A 21,216-nucleotide genomic window follows, 5' to 3' on the forward strand; every position below is an offset into this window, starting at 1 on the left:
CTCCGGTACAGCCCAAGGCGGTTCGCGGCTACGCAGAGAAATCGGTACGTCAGGCCGTCGTAGGATACGATCGGCTCTCCGACTCGTTCGCCCGTCCCGAACATGAAACGCGAGCAAGTATATGACAAGGCTTATTCTTGGCTTGCGACTGTTGGAACCTAATGAGCACTGACACCGAACACGTCGACGAGGCTGCCGAGACCTCCGTCCTCGACACGTGGGAGGAGTGGTATCACATCCCAATTATCGGGATCGTGATGCTGTTTATGATCTGGGTCCGCACCCAGTCGTACGACCGGTTCGTCACCGACGACGGAACGCCCGCCCTCGCCGCCGTCGACTCCTGGTACCACTGGCGAACCGTCCAGTGGACGGCGGAGAACTACCCGTGGACGATGCCGTTCGACGTCTGGACCGGCTTTCCGACCGGGCGGTACGTCGGCCAGTTCGGCACCCTGTTTGATCAGCTGATCGTGACCGCGGCGATGGTCGTCGGACTCGGCGATCCGTCGACGGAAACGCTGTACACCGTCTCGTTGCTCGCCGTGCCGGTAATGGCCGCCCTCGTCGCGATTCCGGTGTTCTACATGGGCCGCAGACTGGGCGGAACGATCGGCGGCCTCCTCTCGGTCGTACTCCTCGCGCTCGCGCCGGGAACGTTTCTCTACCGGACGACCGCGGGCCAGCTCCAGCACCACGTCGCGGAGGTGCTGTTCATGGCGCTCGCCGTCCTCGCGATGATGGTCGCCCTTCGCGTCGCCGAGCGGGAGAAACCAATCTACGAACTGGTCGTCGACGGGGACTGGGCCGCGCTGCGGACGCCCGCGATCTACAGCGCTCTCGCCGGAGTCGCGCTCTCGCTGTACATCTGGGTGTGGCCCCCCGGCGTCGTCCTCATCGGAATCTTCGCCGTCTTCTTTACCGTCCAGCTCTGTCTCGACTACGTTCGCGGGATCTCACCCGACCACGTCGCCTTCGTCGGGGCGGTCAGTCTCGGCGTCACGGCGATCGTCACCGCGCTCCTGATCGAGGAGTGGTCGACGAGCACGACGAGTTTCGGCTACCTCCAGCCGATCTCGGCGGCCCTCGTCGCCGCGGGCTGTCTGTTCATGGCGTGGCTCGCCCGACAGTGGAACCGCCGGTCGATCGACCCGATCTACTACCCCGCCGCGATCGGCGGACTCCTGTTCGTCGCCTTCGGGGCGATGGCGCTGGCCCTCCCCGATCTCTTCGGAACGCTCTCGGACAACCTGGTTCGCCGGCTCATCCCCATCGGCGCCACGGAGACGGACATGACCATCTCGGAGGCCCAGCCGCCCGAGGACTTCAACAGCCACGTCTTCTCCGAGTTCGGGATGGCGTTCTACACGATGCTCGCGGGGCTCGCGTTGCTCGCACTCGGCCCGCTTCTCGGACGGACGTACCGCGCCGAGCACACGCTGATCCTCGTCTGGTCGCTGTTCCTGATCAGCATGGCCGCGACGCAGGTCCGCTTCGCGTACTATCTCGTCCTCGCCGTCGCGGTCGTCAACGCCGTCTTCGTCTCCGACGTGATCCGGCTGTTCAACCTCGACCTCGAGGGCGGCGTCCGCTCGATCCGCGAGATCGAGACCTACCAGGTGATCACCCTGTTGCTGGTCGTGATGTTGCTGTTCGCGCCGCTGCTGCCGCCCGTTGCGGCCGGCACCGCATGGGACCGCGGCGCCGCGGCGTTCCCAAGCGACGACGGCCAGACCTGGGAGGAGTCGAACCACTGGCTTCAGGAGAACACGCCCGCACCCGGGGACTGGGGCGGCGCCGACAACGCGAGCGACCTCGAGTACTACGGCACGTACGACTACCCCGAGGACGGCAACTACGAGTACCCGGTCGGCGCCTACGGCGTGATGTCGTGGTGGGACTACGGCCACCTGATAACGGTCCAGGGCGAGCGGATCCCCCACTCGAACCCGTTCCAGCAGAACGCACGCTCCTCGTCGGCGTTCCTGACCGCCCAGTCCGAAGAGCGGGGCGAGCTCATCATGGACGGCATCGCAGCCGACGTCTCCGTCTCGAACGCGAGCGACGAGGAGATCGAACGCCAGCTCGAGGGGAACGACTCCCACGAGGAGTTGCGGTACGTGATGATCGATCACAAGATGGCGGGCGGCAAGTTCGGGGCGATCTCGACGTGGACCGGCCCCGGCTACGGCGCCTACCTCGAACAGAACCAGTACCAGATCAACGGAGAGGAAGAGACCCTTCACGGACCCGGCGAGGCGTACTACGATACGATGCTCGCGAGCCTCTACCTCGAGGACGCGGACGGGCTCGAGCACTACCGACTGGTCCACGAGGCCGACGACTACGCCGTCGTCGGCGGAATGCTCGGCAACGACGGGCCGGTCCCGCGCAACTCGTTCGCGCTCGACGACGGCTGGAACGAGAACACCGAGCAGATCCGGGACAATCTCGCCCAGTCGCGCGAAGACGGCGCGGTCGACCAGTCCCTCGGCGGCGCGATCTGGGACGGCCACCTCGCCTCGTCGGTCAAGACGTTCGAACGCGTCGAAGGAGCGACCCTCACCGGCACGGTCGATGACAGCGCGCTCGACGAGGAGGCGACCGTGTACGCAGAGATCGAACTCGAGACGGCCCCCGGTCGGACGTTCACCTACACGCAGGAAGCCGACGTCGAAGACGGCGCGTTCGAACTGACGGTCCCGTACGCGACGAACGACGAACTCGGAACGGACGACGGCTACACCGACAGCAGCGTCGAGGCCCTCGAAGAGTACGAGATCGTCATCGCAACCGGCGACGGTGACGACCTCGAGCGACAGTACGCCGGGACCGCGTCCGTCCCTGAAACCGCCGTCGTCGACGGCGACAGCATCGACGTGACGCTCGAGGAAGCGACGGACTGACTCGAGGATCCCGATACGAACGCGTAGGCAGCGTCGAACGACGAGGGTGAGGCGTCAACGAGAGCGGCGGCGGCTCGAGTGAGGATGCGATAGAGCGCCTGACGGGGAGTTGCAGTCCGTGTGGCCGTCAGTACTTATTTCGGACGCCCCTTCCCAGAGATCGCAATTTTATACTAACACCTCTAAAAAGATAAGATAGATTGATTTCCGTTGGCAATAGTCTTGTGAATACAATGTCCGCAAAAGACAGCATGAAGGATTACCTCGAAGCACACCCTCGAATGATCGGCGTACTATTTACACTAGTCTTATTGCTAGGACAGGCTAGTTCAGTAGCAGCGACTGCCTCTTCAACAAACCCTGGTCCATAGATCTCTTATTCGGTGGGGTTTTCTGTATTTAGATTTCCATGAAAACCGAACTCATCATTCCACATTATAGAGTTATTGTCAAGAACAGGCATTCGAACCCATGTAAGATATTCCTCAAGTTCATCCTCAGACACATCTGATAGAGATATTTTACCCGGAATTAGATGTTTTCCAGTAGCCGTTTTGATGTTTGGCGACGTTGCAGATCCAACACCAAGTTCTTTAGTTGAGTACGATCTGAAGAAAGTGTCAAACAGTACACCATCTCGGTTTAAACTCATAACTGTTGGCGCTCCACCATCCGACTGAGCGATATCCGTTGACCCATCACCGACGATGAGGTACTGGCTTCCGAGTGTTGTAGTATTTTTCACAAGCTCAAGTGTTGCACGGAGCGGAAAACCAAGATTCAGTAACCGTGCCATCGTTTCACCGACCTCAACAGCGTGTTCGTTCACAATGTCCCCAACGGTAGCAATCCCACCGAAAGCACCGCGGCGCGAAAGGGCGAGTCCCTGCTCGTAGGATTGACACGCGTTAAGAAAGAAGACACCAATATTGACTGATGATAGCGATCTCACATCGAGATCTCCATCAGAACACTGTAATCCATCAGAAGTTGCATGGCCAATATAATGTAAGAAGTCATATCCGCCACTGGTTAATAGTAATTTGAGTTCTTCGCTTGAGACCCCAAACCTCGAATCAACATCGAATGGTAATGCTTCTCGAGTACCATACGTCTCATCTATCATATCGTGCTCGCTAATCATTCGAGCATCGTTGCAAACAACGAGAATTTCAATCGATTCGTTTCTTGCTTTTCGATCAAGTTGGTTCTGGTATGCTTCGAGAGTTGCTTTCGAGGCACTACGTGGAATATGGGAACCAAACCAAGCGTGTTCAATCGATTCATCGATCACCGACGGTTCAATGAAAGTGAGTGAATTTTTTTGATCGGTTGGGGATGGTGATCGGTACTGCCGTGCCGATCGAACAAACTGCGTTTTTCCGTTAGTTGTTATTTTATTCTGGGTTATTACCCCTCGTGGTTCTCGAACGATTCCGAGTTCATTAACGATGAATGGAAGGATTTCGGCTCCGGCAGGGGTAGACGGAACGTGCGCTGTCAATGGCCAGCGAGGGATGTACGGCTCGAGTCGATCGTATGGTACCTCGAGATAACGCTTGAGTTGCGTCGAAATCGACGCGTTGTAGGTGTCCGCCAGATCGAACGGAAGATCCGCTTCGAGCGCGGTTCGTTCGTGGAGGTCGTCCTGGTACAACCCCTCCGTACGCACTAAACAGTCGAGGAGGAGAAAGCGCTTGAGCGTCCGTGCTATGTCGTCTTCCAGCCGGCGTGTAACACCAAGTTCGTGAGATACACTCGGTGTTTTGATCGCCGCCGTAGAACCCGGTTCGATATTTGCACCGAGGTAGAACGAAAGCGGGGCGACCGCGTACAGGTTCTGGAGGGTCGGTGGAACGGAGATCGTAACGACGGTTTCCGGTTGCCGAATGGCGGGTGGAATCTCCAGTTCCGGGCCGCGTTCAATCAACGGCGGGTGGCCTCGCAGCGTCGGCCACGAGCGTTCTGGGGACGTCGTCTTGAGAGCCGAAGAAAACGCCGAAACGGCTTTCATCAGCTGTTTCGGTTCGTCCGGCGTACGTATCGTTCCCGCGGGCTGCTCGTGGAGGGATCGAGCGCCGATCTCGATAGTCGTCCGTTGGTCGAACGTCAAGTGGATCGAATCGATACCGGTTTTGATCTGGCCCGGACTCTCGATACGACAATAGAGTTTGATCGGTCCGCCCAGCCCGATAAACCGGATATCGTCGTCGAAAGACGCGCTTTCACCGACCTCGAGACTCCGGGTCGTCTGCCCGTTTTCATCGTGGAGGTGGACAGAGTATCGCTGGTCGAAAACGAGCGACGCGGTGCTGACCGAGCAGGCGGTGTCGACCGGAAAACAAAACTGCTCAGAGTCGATGAGCGTCGGAGAAACCGAATCGGATGTTCGTACGTGGAGCCGGCGTTGCTCTATCGAGTCGTATACCTCGAGTCCAACCGGATCCGTTGTCCCTTCGAATTCAATAGCCATGTCACTACGCTTTGATAATCCGATATTCACCCGGACGACTAAAAACCAACCGCCCCTCAGGTTCGACGATTGTCGTGTTTCGAAGCGAGTGAGCGGAATGCGATCGATGGAAACCGAGGCTCGACGGTACTCGAGCGACCCCCGTCCTCGCCGGTCGAAAGCGGCGTACGCACCAGCACCTCGAGGTCCGCGAGTTCGTAGAGAATTCGGGTGACGGTGCCGGCGGTCAGCGACGAGTCGGCGGCGATCGTCTCCGCGATCTCCTGAATCGAGTGGGTTCCGACGTCTCCAGCCAACAGCTCGAGAAGAACGCGCTGGCGGGTAGAAGACAGTGCGAGCGCGCGGTCGACGTGAACGCTGTCGGGCGGGACGTCCGTCTTCGCGCGCTCGAGGTGTTCGCCCTCGATCCGATCGCGACCGGCGCGGGCGGCGAGGACGGCGGCGGCGAACAGCGCAGCGAGCGCGTCGTGGGCGTTTCCGTCGGCCCACGCGGCCAGGTCGCGAAGCCGATCGTGCTCGAGCGCGCCCGGCGCCAGCCCCGCCGACGCTCGCTCGGTGATCACGTCGACGAGTTCGTGGCTGCGGTAGGAGGGAACCGAAACCGCGGCGTCCGTCCATCCGTCGGGCCGTTGCTGGCCGACGGCGACGAGCGAGGTGCGGTCGTCGACCGGTTTCAGGAGTTCGCGGGCGCGGTCGACCGAGGGTGTCGCCGGTTCGTCGTGGTGGTCGAGCGCGACCACTGCCCGCCGGTCGTCCCCCTCGAGCATCCCTCGCAACCGGTTTCGGAGGTCGTCGGTTCCGACGCCGCTCGAGGGGACGGTCTCCGCCGAGATTGCGGCGAGAACCGCGCGGTAGAACCCGAACGCGCTGGTTGCGCGTCTCGCGTCGACGTAGACGAGCCACGTCGACGACTCGGCGTCTCCGGTTCGAGTCGTGGTCCCGATCGGCCGACCTCGAGCGGCGAGGCGGTCGGTGAGCGCGGAAAACAGCGCAGTAACGACCGCGGAGGTTCCCGATCCCGGCGGCCCGACGACCGCGACGTCCGGCGGGAGATCACCGTCGAAAACGGGCTCGAGTTCGTCGAGGAGCTGTTCGAGAACGGGACCGCGGCTGACGGGTTCGGACGGATGGACGGCCGGATTCAGATGGTCGCGGTCGGCGACGATCGATCGATCGCGGCGGGCCGAGCGTCGCCGGTCGATGCGCTCGTGAAGGTCCATTACCTCGACTCCGCCCCGCCGCCGGTCTCCGACCGGTCGTTCTCGCCGATCAGCGCCGTCTCGAGCACCTGCAGCGGGTGTTTGATCTCGTAGCCGGTCCCGTGTTCCATCTGCATCGCGCAGGTCGGACACTCGGTGAGACCGGTGTCGGCGTCGGCTCGTTCCATGTGTTCGAACATCTCCTCGCCGATCTTCATCGAGGTGTCGTAGTTCTCGGATTTCCAGCCGTAGGTGCCGGAGATTCCCGAGCAGGAGTCGCCGACGTCGTGAGCGTCGACGCCGTCGATGGCGTCGAGCACTTCGATCGCCTGGCCGTCGAGGCCCTGGTTGCGCGCGTGACACGGCGCGTGGTAGGCGAGATCCGGGAGATCGACCGCGGTTCCCGAAAGCGCAGCCTCGAGATCCTCGTGAACGCGGAGGTACTCGAGGGCCTCCCAGGTGTTGTCGGAAACCTCGTGGACGCCCTCGAGGTCGAACAGTTCGGGGTACTCCTGGCGAAGCGACATCGAACAGGAGGTACAGGAGGCGATAACAGCCGCGCCGTCTTCGATGGCCGCGGCGAGCTCGGGGACGTTGGTTTCTGCTGCCCGGCGAGCGTCGCCGAGCATCCCGTTCGCGTACATCGGCGTTCCCGAACAGCGCTGATCGGGGACGAGCACCTCGTAGCCGAAGTGTTCGAACACCCGGACCATCGCCTTGCCGACCTCGGGGGTGTTGTAGTTCGAGTAACAGCCGTGGAAGTAGGCGACGCGCCTGTCGTCGCTCTGGATCGCCGCGCCACCCCGATCGGCCCACCACGTTCTGAAGGTTTCCGTCGCGAACTCGGGAAACTCGCGTTCGCTCGTGATGCCCAACAACCTGTCGTTGACCAGTTTCGTTATCGACAGTCCCATCACGAAGTTCGTCAGCCGGGGAACCTTGCTACCGATTCGGGCCATCGTCCCGTAGTTAGAGAGCAGGCGGTTGCGCCAGTACTCGAGCGACCGTTTGCTCATGTTCTCGGCGACGTACTCGCCGCGAGCGGTGTTGTGCATCTGGCTGAGGGGGACTTCGGAGGGACAGGCGTGATCACAGCGCATGCAGTTCGAGCACTTCATCACCGAGTCGTCGATGTCGTGGTCGTCCTGGCGCTTGAGCCGCCACTGCTCGGGGCCCTGGAACTTCGGACCGGGGAACTCGTCGTCGACCTCGGCGACGGGACAGTTGGTGTCGCAGGTCGAGCACTTGTAGCAGTTGTCCGCCCCCGGCCGGAGGTCCATCTCCTCGGGTTCGGGGAAGACCTGGATCGGTTCGAACTCGTCGTCCGCGTGGTCGTCGGTGGGTTGTTCTGTGTCACTCATTGGATCGAATCGGTCGTGTCGGTCGGAGAGTCGCTGCCCGGAGAGCGGTCCGTTGCGGCGATCATTCTGCGTCCTCCGTCGCCCGTTCGCCGGCGCGGCTGCCCGCGACGTACCCCGTCGCGAGCGAGACGCCGCTGCCGGACTTCTCGGCCGCGTAGTCGTAGCCGCCCAGCACCGCGCCCGCCGCCCGCAGGTTCGAAAACTCGAGGTCGCCCTCCCCGTCGAGGGGACGAAGCTCGCGGTCGACGGTAAGGCCGTAGCGGGCGAACGGCTGGTCGCCGAAGGCGTCGTCGACGAACCAGTCGTAGCGGTCGGGCGCGTGGGGAACGTGGCAGTCGAAGATCGGTTCGAACACGCGTCCGGAACGCCGTGCCAGCGCCTCGTCGACCTCGCTGCCGGTCGCGGTCCGTGGCTCCGCCGGCGCCCCGTCAGAACCCACGCTCGAGCGGTACGCCGGCGAGCTCGCCGGGTCGTCTCCGGTGCCGTGGGTCGCCGCGTCGTCCACCCCGTCCGTCGGGACCGGCTCGCGCCTCGAGCGGATCCCCTTTCCGACGAGTCCGCCGGTCGCGAGGACGTACTCGCTCGCGCGGTAGGGCACCTCTCGGCCCTTCCGGTCGACGAGAACGCGGTCTATGCGGGCAGCGTCCGTGTCGTCCCCGTCGCCCGCGCCGCTCTCGACGCCGTCTGCCGCCGGTTCGAGTTCGTAGTCGACCACGGGAACGCCGGTCGTCACGCGCACCCCCGCCTCCCCGAGCGCCCCGTACAGCAGGTCCTCGAGGCGCATTCCGGGCAGGCTGGGCGGGCCGGACGGCACCTCGAAGACCGGGATCCCGAGGCGTTCCTCGAGGTCCCGGCGGACGACCCCGGCGTTCTCGTCGCCGAGAATCGGCGGGAAGCCGACTCTGGCTGCGGACTCGAGGTGCGGCCGGACGGTTTCGGCCAGCGCGGTCCGGGCGGGCGCCTCGCCGACGCCCGTGTCGACCGGCGTATCCCGGTCGAGGATGTGGGCGTAGCGCGTGACCTTCGCGTCGTCCCGGCGGATTCCCGGGAACGGGAGGGTAACGCCTCGAGCGGCGAACGGAACGCCCGCGGCCTCGAGATGGTCGGCCGCGAGCGGCGCATCGAAGTCGGGCAAGCCGTGAAAGCCGACGAGGAGGGTGTCGCGGGGGTCGCTCGCCAGTCCCGCTTCCGTCGCGGCGGGGTAGCGCGCGGTCGGTTTGACGGTGCCGCCGGACGTCGGCACGAGCGCGTTCGACTCGGTGTGTGCGCCCGAGTAGGCGTCGCCAGCGACCGCGTCGAAAAAGAGCAGCGCCTCGCGGACGGCGTCGACGCCGACCCGCTCGTAGGGGTGGCCTTCGGGGAGGTCCGGAATCGCCTCGAACGGCTCGGCGAGCGGCCCCTCACCCGCAGGCGTGTAACCGAGGACGTCGATCAGGCCGCTGGCGTGGCGGAGCGTGCTCTGTTTGTACGAGAGCAGGCGGACGTCGGCGTCGTGCTCGGCCGCGGCGAGTGCGGCCGTCGCGCCGGCGAGACCGCCGCCGATCACCAGCACGTCGTCTTCGATTGCCATTCAGCGACCGCCTCCGGCAGGGGTTCTCGAGCCCTCGCCGCCGTCGAACGCTCCGTAGTCGACCGACTCGTCGGCGCTCGCGGGGTCGGCGTCGCGGTTCATCGTCGTCGCGTGGAGCGCGTAGTTCAGCATCGCCTGGGAGAGCTGTTCGCCCCAGAGCGCGTGACGCTCGCCCTTCCAGCGCTCCTGAAAGAGTTCGTCGAGGGCGCTTCTGACGGTCGGTTCGTCGTACTCGGGGTGGAGTTCGTGGGCCACCGCGTGACAGCAGAAGCCGCCCTGGCAGTTGCCCATCGACGCCCGGGTGCGGATCCGCACCGCGTTGAGGTCGGAGCCGGACTGTGCGATGGCGTCGCGGATCTCCGCGCGAGTGACGCCCTCGCAGGCGCAGAGCACGGGGTTCGGCTCGTCGGTTCCGAGCACGTCGGGGGCGCGGCTGCCGAGGCGCTGTTTGCTCCGGCGGGCGATCGGCGACCGGAGGCCGAAGTCGTCCATCGCGTCCTCGAGCGCCTCGAGGTTCTCGCTTCCCGGGAGCGCCTCCTCGGCGGTGGTACACGAAGCCCGAACGCCGAGTTCGGCGCAGACGTGGTCGGCGATCTCCTCGGCCATCGCGCGGTACGTGGTGAACTTGCCGCCGACGATGCTCGACATCCCGGAGACGCCGTCGCGCTCTGCGTGATCGAGCAGGAAGAAATCCCGCGTGATGTCCGTGGGATCGGCGGTGCCGGTCCCCGGCGGTTCGTACAGCGGCCGGACCCCCCAGAACGAGCGGATCGTTCGCGCTTCCCGCAGGATCGGCACGAGTTCCGAGAGGGTGTCGATCATCATGTCGACCTCCCACCCCTCTTCGGGGTAGTCGTCCGGGTCCTCGACCTCCTCGTCGGTGGTGCCGAGGATCGCGGTCGTCTCGTGGGGGACGATGATGTCGGCGTCGCCCTTCGGCCGACAGCGGTTGACGACGGTGTCGACCTGGCGGACGTTCATGATCGTCATCACCCCCTTCGAGGGGCGAACCGCGACCTCGAGGTCGGCCATCTGCCCGATCTGTCCGGCCCACGCGCCGGTTGCGTTGACGACGTAGTCGGCGGTGATGTCCTCGGTGGACCCCGGCGCCCGGTGGACGCGCTTTCCGGGGCCCGAGTCGTGGCGGACGGTGACGCCGTAGACGTCGTCGCCCTCGCGCAGGAGGTCGATCACCTCGGCGTGGGTTTCGATCCGGGCGCCGTGGGCCTCGGCGTCGACGGCGTTCGCGACGCAGAGCCGGAACGGGTCGACGGCGCCGTCGGGGACCTGGATCGCCCGCGTGACGTCCCCGGCGAGGTAGGGTTCGACCTCGCGCGCCTCCCGGCCGGAGAGGACGCGCGCGGGAATCCCGCAGTCCCGACAGCCCTCGAGTTTCTCCCGAAAGTAGTCCTCCGGGTCGTCGGGCCCCTGAACGAACAGGCCGCCGGTCAGCTCGACGCAGTGGCCCGCGATCTCGCGGAGGATCCGGTTCTCCTCGATACACTCCCTCGCGCTGGCCTGATCGGAGACCGCGTAGCGCCCGCCGCTGTGTAAGAGACCGTGCATCCGGCCGGTCGTCCCGTGGGTCAGATTGCCCCGTTCGACGAGGGTGACCTCGAGGCCGCGCATCGCGAGGTCCCGCGCGATGCCACAGCCCGTCGAGCCACCCCCGAGAACGAGAACCTCCGTATCGTGTGCCATCCCTTCGCCCGCACCGACGGACGCACGGGCCTTTATTTTATCGCTGGTGGTCGACCGTCGATAACTGCGGTCGACGGAACAGTCTCGCCGTACGGAATGTCCCGGAGTGCGTCGCTCCTCGTCGACCGAATCCGGCGCGTTCGTCGGTGCGATCGTCGTCTCCGCCGCCGATTCGTCGTCGCCCCCTCTCGAGCGCGCCGGCGCCGGTCACCAAGATTTATACCGGTCGTCGCTACTGTTTACCAGTAACACGCGACTACCAGTAACGCCGTCGCGTAGGAAAACGACTTCGGAGTGACCATCAGTGACGGACAACACATACGTCGGCGCGGTAGACCAGGGGACGACGGGCACGCGGTTCATGGTGTTCGACCACGGCGGCCAGGTCGTCGCGAACGCCTACGAGAAACACGAACAGCACTACCCGGAGCCCGGCTGGGTCGAACACGACCCGCTCGAGATCTGGGAGAACACGAAACGCGTCATCACGGCGGCGCTCGAGCGGGCTGCCATCGACCCCGGACAGCTCGAGGCGATCGGCGTCACCAACCAGCGCGAGACGACGGTGCTGTGGGACGCCGAGACGGGGAAGCCGGTCCACAACGCCATCGTCTGGCAGGACCGCCGGACGACCGATCGGATCGAGGAACTCGAGGACAACGGCGGCGTCGAGACCATCCGGGAGAAGACCGGCCTCGAGGCCGACGCCTACTTCTCGGCGACGAAAGCCGAGTGGCTGCTCGACAATGCAGACCCGATCAAACTCGAGCGGAGCCGCCCCGACGACGTCCGAGATCGCGCCGAGAGCGGCGACGTCCTGTTCGGAACGATCGACAGCTGGCTCGTCTACAACCTCACCGGCGCACACGTCACCGAGGTGACGAACGCCTCGCGGACGATGCTGTACAACATCCACGACCTCGAGTGGGACGACGACCTGCTCGCGGCGTTCTCGGTCCCGCGTGCGATGCTGCCGGAGGTGCGCCCCTCGAGCGACGACGACACCTACGGGACGACCGATCCGGACGGCTTTCTGGGCGCCGAGATCCCGGTCGCCGGCGCGCTCGGCGACCAGCAGGCGGCGCTGTTCGGCCAGACCTGCTTCGACGCCGGTGACGCCAAGAACACCTACGGCACCGGGAGCTTCTTCCTGATGAACACCGGGGACGAGGCCGTCGAGAGCGAACACGGGCTGTTGACGACGATCGGCTTCCAGCGCGCCGGCGAGCCGGTCCAGTACGCCCTCGAGGGCTCGATCTTCATCACCGGGGCGGCGATCGAGTGGCTCGAGGACCTGACGCTGATCGACGACCCGACCGAGACGGCCGAACTCGCCCGGAGCGTCGAGTCGACCGACGGCGTCTACGTCGTCCCCGCGTTCACGGGGCTGGGTGCGCCCCACTGGGACCAGCGCGCCCGGGGCACCGTCGTCGGGATGACGCGGGGCACCCGCCGGGAGCACCTCGTCCGGGCGACCCTCGAGTCGATCGCCTACCAGACCCGCGACGTCGCCGAGGCGATGGAGGCCGACTCGGACATCGAGATGACCTCCCTGAAGGTCGACGGCGGCGCCGTCAAGAACAACTTTCTCTGTCAGCTCCAGTCGGACATCATCGGCTCGGAGATCGTCCGTCCCGTCGTCGACGAGACGACGGCGCTCGGCTCGGCGTACGCGGCCGGCCTCGCGGTGGGCTACTGGACCGGCCTCGAGGAGCTCCGGAACAACTGGCAGGTCGACCGCGAGTTCGAACCCCGCCTCGCGCGGTCGACGGCCGACGAGAAGTACGCCCGGTGGATGGACGCCGTCGACTGTGCCCGCGGGTGGGCGACCGACGGTGCGGACCCCTGACAGCGACACTAGACCGCCGGTAGCCACCCTGCGTCGGCCACTCCGCCCGGAGAACCAACGCCTTTAGCCTCGTCGCCCCCAACCCCGAGCAATGACCTCCGACCCGCCGCTCGTCCTCGACATCGACGGCACCCTGACGCGCACCGAGGGATGGGGCATCGACCCCCGAATCTTCGACCCGTTGCTCGAGTGGGACGCGCCGATCGTCATCGCCACCGGGAAGGCCTTTCCCTACCCGATCGCGCTCTGTCACCTCGTCGGCGTTCCCGAACTCGTCGTCGCCGAGAACGGCGGCGTCGTCTACACCGGCGACGACGTCCGCTTCACCGCCGATCGCGCGGCCGCCCAGGCCGTCGCCGAGGAGTACCGTGCCGCGGGGTACGACCTCGGCTGGGGCCCCGAGGACACCGTCAACCGGTGGCGCGAGACCGAACTCGCCGTCTCCCGCGAGCGGCCCCTCGAGCCGCTCGAAGCGATCGCCGCCGACCACGACCTCGAGGTCGTCGACACCGGCTACGCCTACCACGTCAAGGACAGGGCGCCGAACAAGGGCGACGGCGTCCGAACGATCGCGGACCGCGTCGGGTTCGACCCCGTGGAGGCCGTCGCCGTCGGCGACTCGACGAACGACGTCTCGACGTTCGAGGTCGTGGGCCGCTCGTTCGCGGTCGCCAACGCCGACGAGGACGCCCGCGAAGCCGCGGACGAGGTGCTCTCAGAACCGCACGCCGAGGGCACGCTGGCGGCGCTCGAGCGGGTTCGGAAACGGCAGGTGTAATGGAGCGTCGCGGGGTGGAGACCCCGGGTGTCCGCGTTACTCGAGCAGGTCGCTCGTCGAGAGCCCGGAGCTGATCCAGTCGCGGACGGAGACGTTGTCGGCCCGGAGTCCGAGCGCGCGGACGGTGTCGGGGTTGCAGCCGTTCGAGAGACCGATGCCGGCCGACCGGCTACCGGTGCCACGGAGTCGACAGCCGAACAGATCCGTGTCCTCGGCGTCGAGGTTGACGACGCAGCCGCCGTTTGCGACCTCGATCGTACAGCGGTCGAGACGCACGTCGGGCTCGGAGATGTACACCCCCTCCCTGAGTTCGTCCGACTCGCTGATGCGCACCTCGCAGTCCCGGAGCGTGACGTTCCCCCGGCGAACGAGCACCGAGAAGCCGCGGTCGCCGTCGTAGCGCGTGTCGTCGTGGACGGTGACGTTCTCGAGGATCACCGGCTCGAGGGTGTCGTTTCCGCCCTGGGTGATGCGGATCGCGGGCGCGTCGGCGTCGGGGCCGAGGTAGACGTTCGAGTTACAGATCCGACCGCCGTCGGCGTCGCTGTTGACGCGGATGACGTCGTTCGCGGCGCCCGGGGCGTCGATCGTCACGTTCTCCGCGAGCGGCGATCCGCCCTGGAGCCACAGCCCGCAGCCGGGGTGGGCGGAGTCGGCTCCGTTCTCGAGGACGATCCGGGAGTCCCGACAGACGTCGCCGTCGCCGAGGCGGACGTTGCCGCCGCCGTTGTTCTTGGCCGTACAGCCCCGGAGGATCGACTTTCCGGGCGAGTTCGCCACGTAGAACCCGTTGTCGACGAACCCCTCGACGTAACACCCTTCGAAGACGTTGACCCCCTCGTGGGGCGGATCCGCGCTGAACGGGATCGCGTGTCCGACGGAACCGTTGCCGGTCTCGCGGTCACCGTCCGGGAGCGTGACGTTCCGAATCGTACCCAGCCCGGTCTCCTCCGTGAGGTTGACGAGCACCGTGAACCGGTCGCCGCCGTTCGGCCCCTGTCGGTAGCGCTGCCCGCGAAGTGTGACGTTCTCGAGGACGGCCCGGTCCTCGACGTTGATTCGCGCGATGCCGGCGTCGCGATCGTCGCTCCCGCTGATGTCGACCGTGACGTTCTGCAGTGTCGTTCGCGACGCGCCGCCGCGCCCCGAGCCGAGCCGGAACGCGAGGTCGACGTCGTCGGACTCGATCTCGAGGGTCGCCGCCGGCGCCCCGACGAGGCCGAAGAACTCGAAGTCGGTGAGCGACAGTTCGCTGTTCCAGGAGTAGCGACCGGACGGGAGAACGAAACAGTGGTCGACCGCCTCCTGGTCCTCGAGGTACGCGGCGATCTCGGCGGCGAGGTCGCCCTCGTGGTCGATCTCGGGTGCAGCCACGACGTCGATCCGGTTGTGGCCGACGACCGAGAGGTTGTCGACGACAGCGCCCTCGAGCACCCGCAGCGGACCTGGTCGGGGCGTCCCCGGGGCGTCAGCGCGGGCGCCCTTGATCGGGGCCTGGAACTCGACCGGCCCCGGGCTGTCCGCCTCGCCCTCGAACGCCCGCAGGAAGTGCGTTCCCGCGGCGGTATCGTACAGCTGTGCGTGGCCGTCCCCCGACCCCGAGGTACAGAAGCTCGCGTAGTTACTCGAGGGCCAGAAGTTGTCGCCGTTGATCAGGTCGTTTCCGTTCAGATCGAGGTCGTCCTCGAGCGAGAGCTGTCCGTCGCTAGCACCGACGCGGCCGGCGCCGAACAGGCCGACGCCCGCCAGCCCCGCCAGCGCGAGCGTACCCCGCCGCGTCACGCCCTCCGACGCACCACTATCAGTCGTATCGTTCACCATCACTAATCGCTCGGATACTCTTCTCTGTAAGAGTTTACTTCTATATGTACATTCTTTATAATAGAATCAAATTATCGTACTGTTTTTAGAGAACAACGGCAGCGACTCGCGACACACCACACGCCTTTTGGTCGCGCCCGCCGACGCACAGGGTATGAGCGACTCCGCCGATCCCGAATCCGGGAGCACAGACGGTGACGACGGCGGGCCGATGCAGGTCTCGAGTCCGAACTACCACAGCGAGAACCACACGGCCGCCCAGACCTGCGGCTGGACCGCGAACGCGTTGCGCGGCGAGGGGAAGTGCTACAAGAACATCTACTACGGCATCGAGTCCCACCGCTGCATCCAGATGACGCCGGTCGTCCGGTGCAACGAGCGCTGCGTCTTCTGCTGGCGCGACCACAACGGTCACGCCTACGAGATGGACGGCGTCGAGTGGGACGACCCCGAGGCGGTCGTCGACGCCTCGATCGACCTCCAGAAGAAGCTGCTCTCGGGGTTCGGCGGCAACGACGAGGTTCCCCGCGAGGTGTTCGAGCAGGCGATGGAACCCCGCCACGTCGCGATCAGCCTCGACGGCGAGCCGTCGCTGTACCCCTACCTGCCGGAGCTCATCGAGGCGTTCCACGACCGGGATATCACGACCTTCCTCGTCTCGAACGGCACCCGCCCCGAGGTGATCCGGGAGTGTGATCCCACCCAACTGTACATCAGCGTCGACGCGCCCGAGCGACACACCTTCGATCGGGTCGTCAAGGCGATGGAGGACGACGCCTGGGAGAAGCTGGTGGAAACGATGGACATCCTCGCCGAAAAGGAGGAGACGCGAACCGTCCTGCGGACGACGCTCGTCAAAGGCGAGAACATGCGCGATCCCGACTGGTACGCCGCCTTCTACGAGCGCGCCGACCCCGATTTCGTCGAACTGAAGGCCTACATGCACGTCGGCCACTCCCGCGGACGCCTCGACCGCTCGTCGATGCCCGACCACGAGGAGGTCGTCGCGTTCACCGAAGCGGTCCAGGAACACATGCCCGAGTTCACGGAACTGAAGGACGTCCCCGCCTCTCGAGTCGCGCTGCTCTCGAAAACCCGCGACACCTGGGTTCCCAAGCTCAAGAAAGACAGCGAGTTCTGGGCTCGAGACGTCCGCGCGTGAACTGCCCCACCCACCGTCGGGCGCACGGGTCACCCCAATCCGCCCGAACCGCCAGGTTTTAGCCCCGACTCCTCGAGGATAGCGTACTGGCCCGATCGATCCCACCGCCATCACACTTTTGGGACGCATCCCACATTCGGTACGCTTTTACGTCGAGGCGGCAAACTCCCGGCTATGTCACTGACAGCGACGTCTACCGTCGGCCACGACGAACTGGCCGTCCTCAAACTCCTCGCCCTCGAGGGCGGTATCGAGGGTGACGTCAAGGTCTCCTGTGCGGATCTCGCGGCCCGACTCGACGCCTCGAACCAGACCGCCTCGCGGCGCCTCCAGCGTCTCGAGAGCGCCGGCCTGCTCGAGCGCGATACGGTGAGCGACGGCCAGTGGGTCGCAGTCACCGACGACGGCGAAGGGGCGCTCCGGGCGGAGTACGAGGAGTACCGTCGCATCTTCGAGACGGGCGCCGAGATCGAACTCGAGGGCACCGTCACGGGCGGGATGGGCGAGGGTCGTCACTACATCTCGCTGCCGGGCTACAGCCGCCAGTTCCGGGATCGGCTTGCGTACGAGCCGTTCCCCGGAACGCTCAACGTCGAGCTCAGCGAGGACAGCGTCCGTCGCCGGAACGCGGTGACCTCCCTCGAGTCGATCCCGATCGACGGCTGGGAGGACGACGAGCGCACCTACGGCCCGGCGGTCTGTTACCCCGCGACGATCGAAACCGCCGACGGCGAGGTCTACGAGGAGGCACACACCATCGCCCCCGAGCGCACGCACCACGACGACGACCAGCTCGAGCTGATCGCCCCCGAGAAGCTCCGGGACGCCCTCGAGCTGGCGGACGACGACCGCGTCACGGTCTCCGTGGGTGATCGGTGATGGCCGGGCCGTCCACCGCGGGTGCGGGACCGAGCGCCGGCGCCGCGCCGGACACGGTCGACCAGGCCCTCGAGTCGCTTCGCGTCGGCGACCCGGTACTCGTTCACGACGCCGCCGACCGCGAGGGCGAGACGGACCTGATCTACCACGCCGACGCCGTCACCCCCGAGGCCGTCTCGCGGCTGCGAAACGACGCGGGCGGGCTGATCTGCGTCGCCGTCGACGACGCGACCGCCGACGCCTTCGACCTCCCCTTCTACAGCGAGGAGGTCGATCACCCCGCGACGACCGACCACGAACTCGGCTACGACGAGCGCTCGTCGTTCTCGCTCACCGTCAACCACCGCGACACCTACACCGGTATCACGGACAACGATCGGTCGCTCACCATCCGAAAGCTCGGCGAGGCGGCCGCGGAGCCCTCGAGTACGACGTTCGCCGAGGAGTTCCGCGTCCCCGGCCACGTCCACCTCCTCAGGGCCGCACCGGACCTGCTCGTCCAGCGCGAGGGCCACACCGAACTCGGCCTCGCGCTCGCCAACGCAGCCGACTGCCCGCCCGCGGTCGTCGTCTGTGAGATGCTCGACGACGAGACCGGCGAGGCGCTCACCCCCGAGGACGCCCGGGCGTACGCGACCCGCCACGGCTTCCCCTACCTCGAGGGACGGGACGTCCTCGAGCGACTCGGCTGACGCGGTCCCGATTCTGGCAGCGCAGGGGTGAATCGCGAACGTTCATTACAGTGGGTTTCCTCTCCCCGTCTATGAGCTTCGAGGAGATGGACGTCGACACGATCTGGATGGACGGGGAGTTCGTCGACTGGGACGACGCGCAGATCCACGTACTCACTCACGGCCTCCACTACGGCACCGGCGTCTTCGAGGGCGCGCGCTGTTACGAGACCGAAGACGGCCCCGCGATCTTCCGGTGGGACGAGCACGTCGAACGGCTCTTCGCGTCGTGTAAACCCTACGAGATGGAGATCGACCACGATCCCGAGGAGCTCACCGAGGCGACGAAAGAACTCATCACCCGCCAGGACCTCACCTCGTGTTATATCCGCCCGATCGCGTTCTACGGCTACGAGAGCCTCGGCGTGAGCCCCGGCGACTGTCCCACCCGGATCGCCATCGCCGCCTGGCCGTGGGGCACCTACCTCGGCGAGGAGGCCCTCGAGAACGGCATCGACGTGATGGTCTCCTCGTGGCGCAAGCACTCCTCGAGCCAGATCCCGACGAACGCGAAGACCACCGGACTGTACGTCAACAGCATGCTCGCCGGCGAGGAGGCCCGCAGAAACGGTTATGCTGAGGCCATCGTGCTGAACAAGGAGGGTCACGTCGCGGAGGGTCCCGGCGAGAACATCTTCCTCGTGCGCGACGGCGAGATCTTCACGCCCGGCCTCTCGGAGTCGATCCTCGACGGCATCACCCGCGACTCCGTGATCACGATCGCCCGCGACCTGGGCTACACCGTCCACGACAACGTCACCATCTCTCGAGGCGAACTCAACACCGCCGACGAGCTGTTCTTCACCGGCTCGGCCGCCGAGGTGACGCCGATCCGGAAGGTCGACAACGTCGTCGTCGACGACGGCACCCGCGGCCCCGTCACCGAGGAGATCCAGTCGCGCTTCTTCGACGTCGTCGAGCGCCACACCGACGATTACGACGAGTGGTTCACGTACATACAATAACCACCGTTCACCGCCCACCTTTTACCGAGGGACGCTCTGCTGTGTGGCGGAGCCACCAGCAGAGCAGACCGCAGCGTAAAAGGTCGTTAGTCGTCGTCGGCTTTGCCCTCCCCCGCTTTCCGCTCGTCGACGACGTCGATAGAGATTCCCGCGTCCATCCCCCGGTTGCGGTCGGCGTCGCCGAAGCCGGCGCTGAGAACCCTGGTGAGCGCGTCCTCGACGTTCTCGTCGAGTTCGGTGATGCGCTCGGATTCGACTTCGATGACGAACCCGGTAGTGATGTTCGGTGAGGTCGGTAAAAACAGCACTTCCCGCCCGTCGTCGGTCGTCTTCCCGGTCTTGAAGGCGGTCATCCGCAGCCCGTTCCAGGTCTGGAGTTTGACCGGCTTCTGCAGCGAATCCTGTTCCCCGAACGCGGTCTCGGCCGCCATCTTCGAGGCGTTGTAGACGACTCGAAGCCCCGGAACGCGGTTGGCGACGTCGTCGACGATGCGTTCAACCAGTCCGCCGACGGTCGTCCGCATCAGGTAGCCGACGGAGAGCGTCAGGATGACGAGAACCGTCAGCGCGACGACGACGCGCAGGAACTGGGCGATCTCTTCGCGCGTCTGCTCGGCCTGGGGGCCTTGACCCCCGATGAGGGGGTGGAGCGCATCCGCGTCCAGAATCAGCCCCGGAGTGAGACCCGCGATGAGTCCGTAGAGCCAGTAGATTATGTAGAGGGTGACCAGGATCGGGCCGAGAACGATGAGCCCGCTCGCGAAGTCACGCTTCCACGAGGTCATGTGACCAGTCTCACACCACGGGGATATGAGCCCTTCCCTTTAGCGGCCGGTGATCGCTCGTAGCGCGAACCAGAGGTTCTCCTTCCGTTCCATCACGCGCCGGTAGAAGTACGACTTCCAGCGCCCACCGTAGGGGACGTACTGCCACATCTCGTACTCCTCGGCCAGCTCGTGCTGGGCGTCCTCGCGGACGCCCATCAACATCTGGATCTCGAACTCGCGGCCGTGTTCCTCGTGGAGGGAGATCGCGTAGTCGATCATCTCCGGGTCGTGGCTGCCGATTCCGATCCCGGCGGCCTCGTCGAAGTTCTCGAAGGCGTACGCGAGGAGTTCCTTGTACTCTCTGTTGACCTCCGCTTTGTCCTTGTAGGCGAGTTCCGCGGGCTCGTCGTAAGCTCCCTTGACGAAGCGGATCTTCCCGGGAACGTCCGCCAGCCGCTCGACGTCCTCGCGGGTCCGTTTCAGGTTCGCCTGAATGCAGACGCCGACGCCGCCGTCGGACCACTGCTCCGACGAGGATCGCGTTCCGTCGGAACCCTCACCGCCGTAGTGCTCGTGTGCGAGGTCCTCGTAGGCGTCCAGCGTCGCGTCGGTCGTCGTGTGATCTTCCATGTCGATCCAGACGAACACGCCGTTCTCGGCGGCCGTCTCGACGATCTCGTCGAGGATCTCGCGGAAGACGTCCTCGCCGAGGTCGAGCCCGATCTGGGAGGGTTTCACCGAGATGCAGGCCTCGAGGTTCGACCCCGCGATGTCCTCGACGAGCGCCCGATACTCCGCCGCGTCGGCTTCGGCGGGAACGCGGTCGTCGTAGTGTTCGCCGAGTAAGTTGACGATGGCGCGGACGTTTCGTTCGTTCAACGTTCGGACGTGATCAAGAGCCTCGGCGGGCGTCTCCCCGGCGACGAACCGACTCGCGATCGGCGGTATCATACGTACTACTTGTCCGCCATATTATAAGGCAGTTGGTGGTTCGGGGGCGTCTCTCGACCGCCATCACCCGGCCTCGTCCTCCCCGAAAGCACGTGGGGGAGCG

16 protein-coding genes are annotated in these 21,216 nt (G+C 65.5%); 8 read left to right on the plus strand and 8 right to left on the minus strand.

From position 1 onward, the window contains the following. Positions 1 to 161: 161 nt before the first annotated feature. Both NMQ11_RS11705 and NMQ11_RS20180 read left to right on the plus strand, forming a co-directional pair. A complete protein-coding gene (locus tag NMQ11_RS11705) occupies positions 162 to 2,906 on the plus strand; it encodes an oligosaccharyl transferase, archaeosortase A system-associated (protein WP_255168333.1) in 2,745 nt (914 codons plus the stop codon). A gap of 281 nt (positions 2,907 to 3,187) precedes the next feature. Further along, the gene (locus NMQ11_RS20180; RefSeq protein WP_425607710.1) at positions 3,188 to 3,277 is read left to right on the plus strand and encodes a DUF7503 family protein; all 90 of its coding nucleotides are present in this window, start codon (positions 3,188 to 3,190) and stop codon (positions 3,275 to 3,277) included. Between the two features lie 5 nt (positions 3,278 to 3,282). Here NMQ11_RS20180 and NMQ11_RS11710 read toward each other — a convergent pair whose 3' ends face one another. From NMQ11_RS11710 to glpA, 5 genes are all read right to left on the minus strand, one after another. Beyond that, positions 3,283 to 5,379, minus strand: coding sequence for a hypothetical protein (locus tag NMQ11_RS11710; RefSeq protein WP_255168334.1), 2,097 nt, complete (start codon positions 5,377 to 5,379; stop codon positions 3,283 to 3,285). Positions 5,380 to 5,435: 56 nt separating this feature from the next. After that, a complete protein-coding gene (locus tag NMQ11_RS11715) occupies positions 5,436 to 6,599 on the minus strand; it encodes a Cdc6/Cdc18 family protein (RefSeq protein ID WP_255168335.1) in 1,164 nt (387 codons plus the stop codon). Beyond that, positions 6,599 to 7,939 (minus strand): anaerobic glycerol-3-phosphate dehydrogenase subunit C, encoded by a 1,341-nt coding sequence (locus NMQ11_RS11720; protein WP_255168336.1) that lies wholly within the window; start codon positions 7,937 to 7,939, stop codon positions 6,599 to 6,601. The genes NMQ11_RS11715 and NMQ11_RS11720 overlap by 1 nt, the downstream gene beginning before the upstream one ends. A gap of 61 nt (positions 7,940 to 8,000) precedes the next feature. Continuing rightward, on the minus strand, positions 8,001 to 9,509 hold the full coding sequence (glpB, locus tag NMQ11_RS11725) for a glycerol-3-phosphate dehydrogenase subunit GlpB (RefSeq protein ID WP_255168338.1): 1,509 nt from the start codon (positions 9,507 to 9,509) through the stop codon (positions 8,001 to 8,003). Then, complete coding sequence (gene glpA / locus NMQ11_RS11730; RefSeq protein WP_255168345.1) at positions 9,510 to 11,210, minus strand: anaerobic glycerol-3-phosphate dehydrogenase subunit GlpA; 1,701 nt, start codon at positions 11,208 to 11,210, stop codon at positions 9,510 to 9,512. Between the two features lie 304 nt (positions 11,211 to 11,514). On the opposite strand from glpA, the gene glpK reads away from it, so the two are divergent. Together glpK and NMQ11_RS11740 are read left to right on the plus strand one after the other, a co-directional pair. Then, complete coding sequence (glpK, locus tag NMQ11_RS11735; RefSeq protein ID WP_255168355.1) at positions 11,515 to 13,059, plus strand: glycerol kinase GlpK; 1,545 nt, start codon at positions 11,515 to 11,517, stop codon at positions 13,057 to 13,059. Between the two features lie 91 nt (positions 13,060 to 13,150). Next, positions 13,151 to 13,837 (plus strand): HAD-IIB family hydrolase, encoded by a 687-nt coding sequence (locus NMQ11_RS11740; protein WP_255168357.1) that lies wholly within the window; start codon positions 13,151 to 13,153, stop codon positions 13,835 to 13,837. A gap of 36 nt (positions 13,838 to 13,873) precedes the next feature. Here NMQ11_RS11740 and NMQ11_RS11745 read toward each other — a convergent pair whose 3' ends face one another. After that, positions 13,874 to 15,658, minus strand: a complete 1,785-nt coding sequence (locus NMQ11_RS11745) for a hypothetical protein (protein ID WP_255168359.1) — start codon at positions 15,656 to 15,658, stop codon at positions 13,874 to 13,876. Positions 15,659 to 15,812: 154 nt separating this feature from the next. Between NMQ11_RS11745 and twy1 the strand changes: the two genes are divergently transcribed. From twy1 to NMQ11_RS11765, 4 genes are all read left to right on the plus strand, one after another. Further along, the gene (gene twy1, locus NMQ11_RS11750; protein ID WP_255168361.1) at positions 15,813 to 16,820 is read left to right on the plus strand and encodes a 4-demethylwyosine synthase TYW1; all 1,008 of its coding nucleotides are present in this window, start codon (positions 15,813 to 15,815) and stop codon (positions 16,818 to 16,820) included. Between the two features lie 174 nt (positions 16,821 to 16,994). Continuing rightward, entirely contained in the window at positions 16,995 to 17,699 is a 705-nt protein-coding gene (locus tag NMQ11_RS11755) for a CTP-dependent riboflavin kinase (protein ID WP_255168363.1), read from the plus strand. Next, positions 17,699 to 18,391: a 3,4-dihydroxy-2-butanone-4-phosphate synthase gene (ribB, locus tag NMQ11_RS11760; protein ID WP_255168365.1), complete on the plus strand. Its 693-nt coding sequence runs from the start codon at positions 17,699 to 17,701 to the stop codon at positions 18,389 to 18,391. Before NMQ11_RS11755 ends, ribB begins: the two co-directional genes overlap by 1 nt. Before the next feature lie 71 nt (positions 18,392 to 18,462). Beyond that, on the plus strand, positions 18,463 to 19,395 hold the full coding sequence (locus NMQ11_RS11765) for a branched-chain amino acid transaminase (RefSeq protein WP_255168367.1): 933 nt from the start codon (positions 18,463 to 18,465) through the stop codon (positions 19,393 to 19,395). Between the two features lie 86 nt (positions 19,396 to 19,481). Here the strand turns inward: NMQ11_RS11765 and NMQ11_RS11770 are convergent, their stop codons facing one another. After that, positions 19,482 to 20,180 (minus strand): DUF502 domain-containing protein, encoded by a 699-nt coding sequence (locus tag NMQ11_RS11770; protein ID WP_255168369.1) that lies wholly within the window; start codon positions 20,178 to 20,180, stop codon positions 19,482 to 19,484. 39 nt (positions 20,181 to 20,219) lie between these two features. Next, on the minus strand, positions 20,220 to 21,113 hold the full coding sequence (locus NMQ11_RS11775; RefSeq protein WP_255168370.1) for a proline dehydrogenase family protein: 894 nt from the start codon (positions 21,111 to 21,113) through the stop codon (positions 20,220 to 20,222). Between the last annotated feature and the right edge of the window lie 103 nt (positions 21,114 to 21,216).

Origin of the sequence: Natrononativus amylolyticus, assembly GCF_024362525.1 — an archaeon.
GTDB classification, from domain to species: Archaea; Halobacteriota; Halobacteria; order Halobacteriales; family Natrialbaceae; genus Natrononativus; species Natrononativus amylolyticus.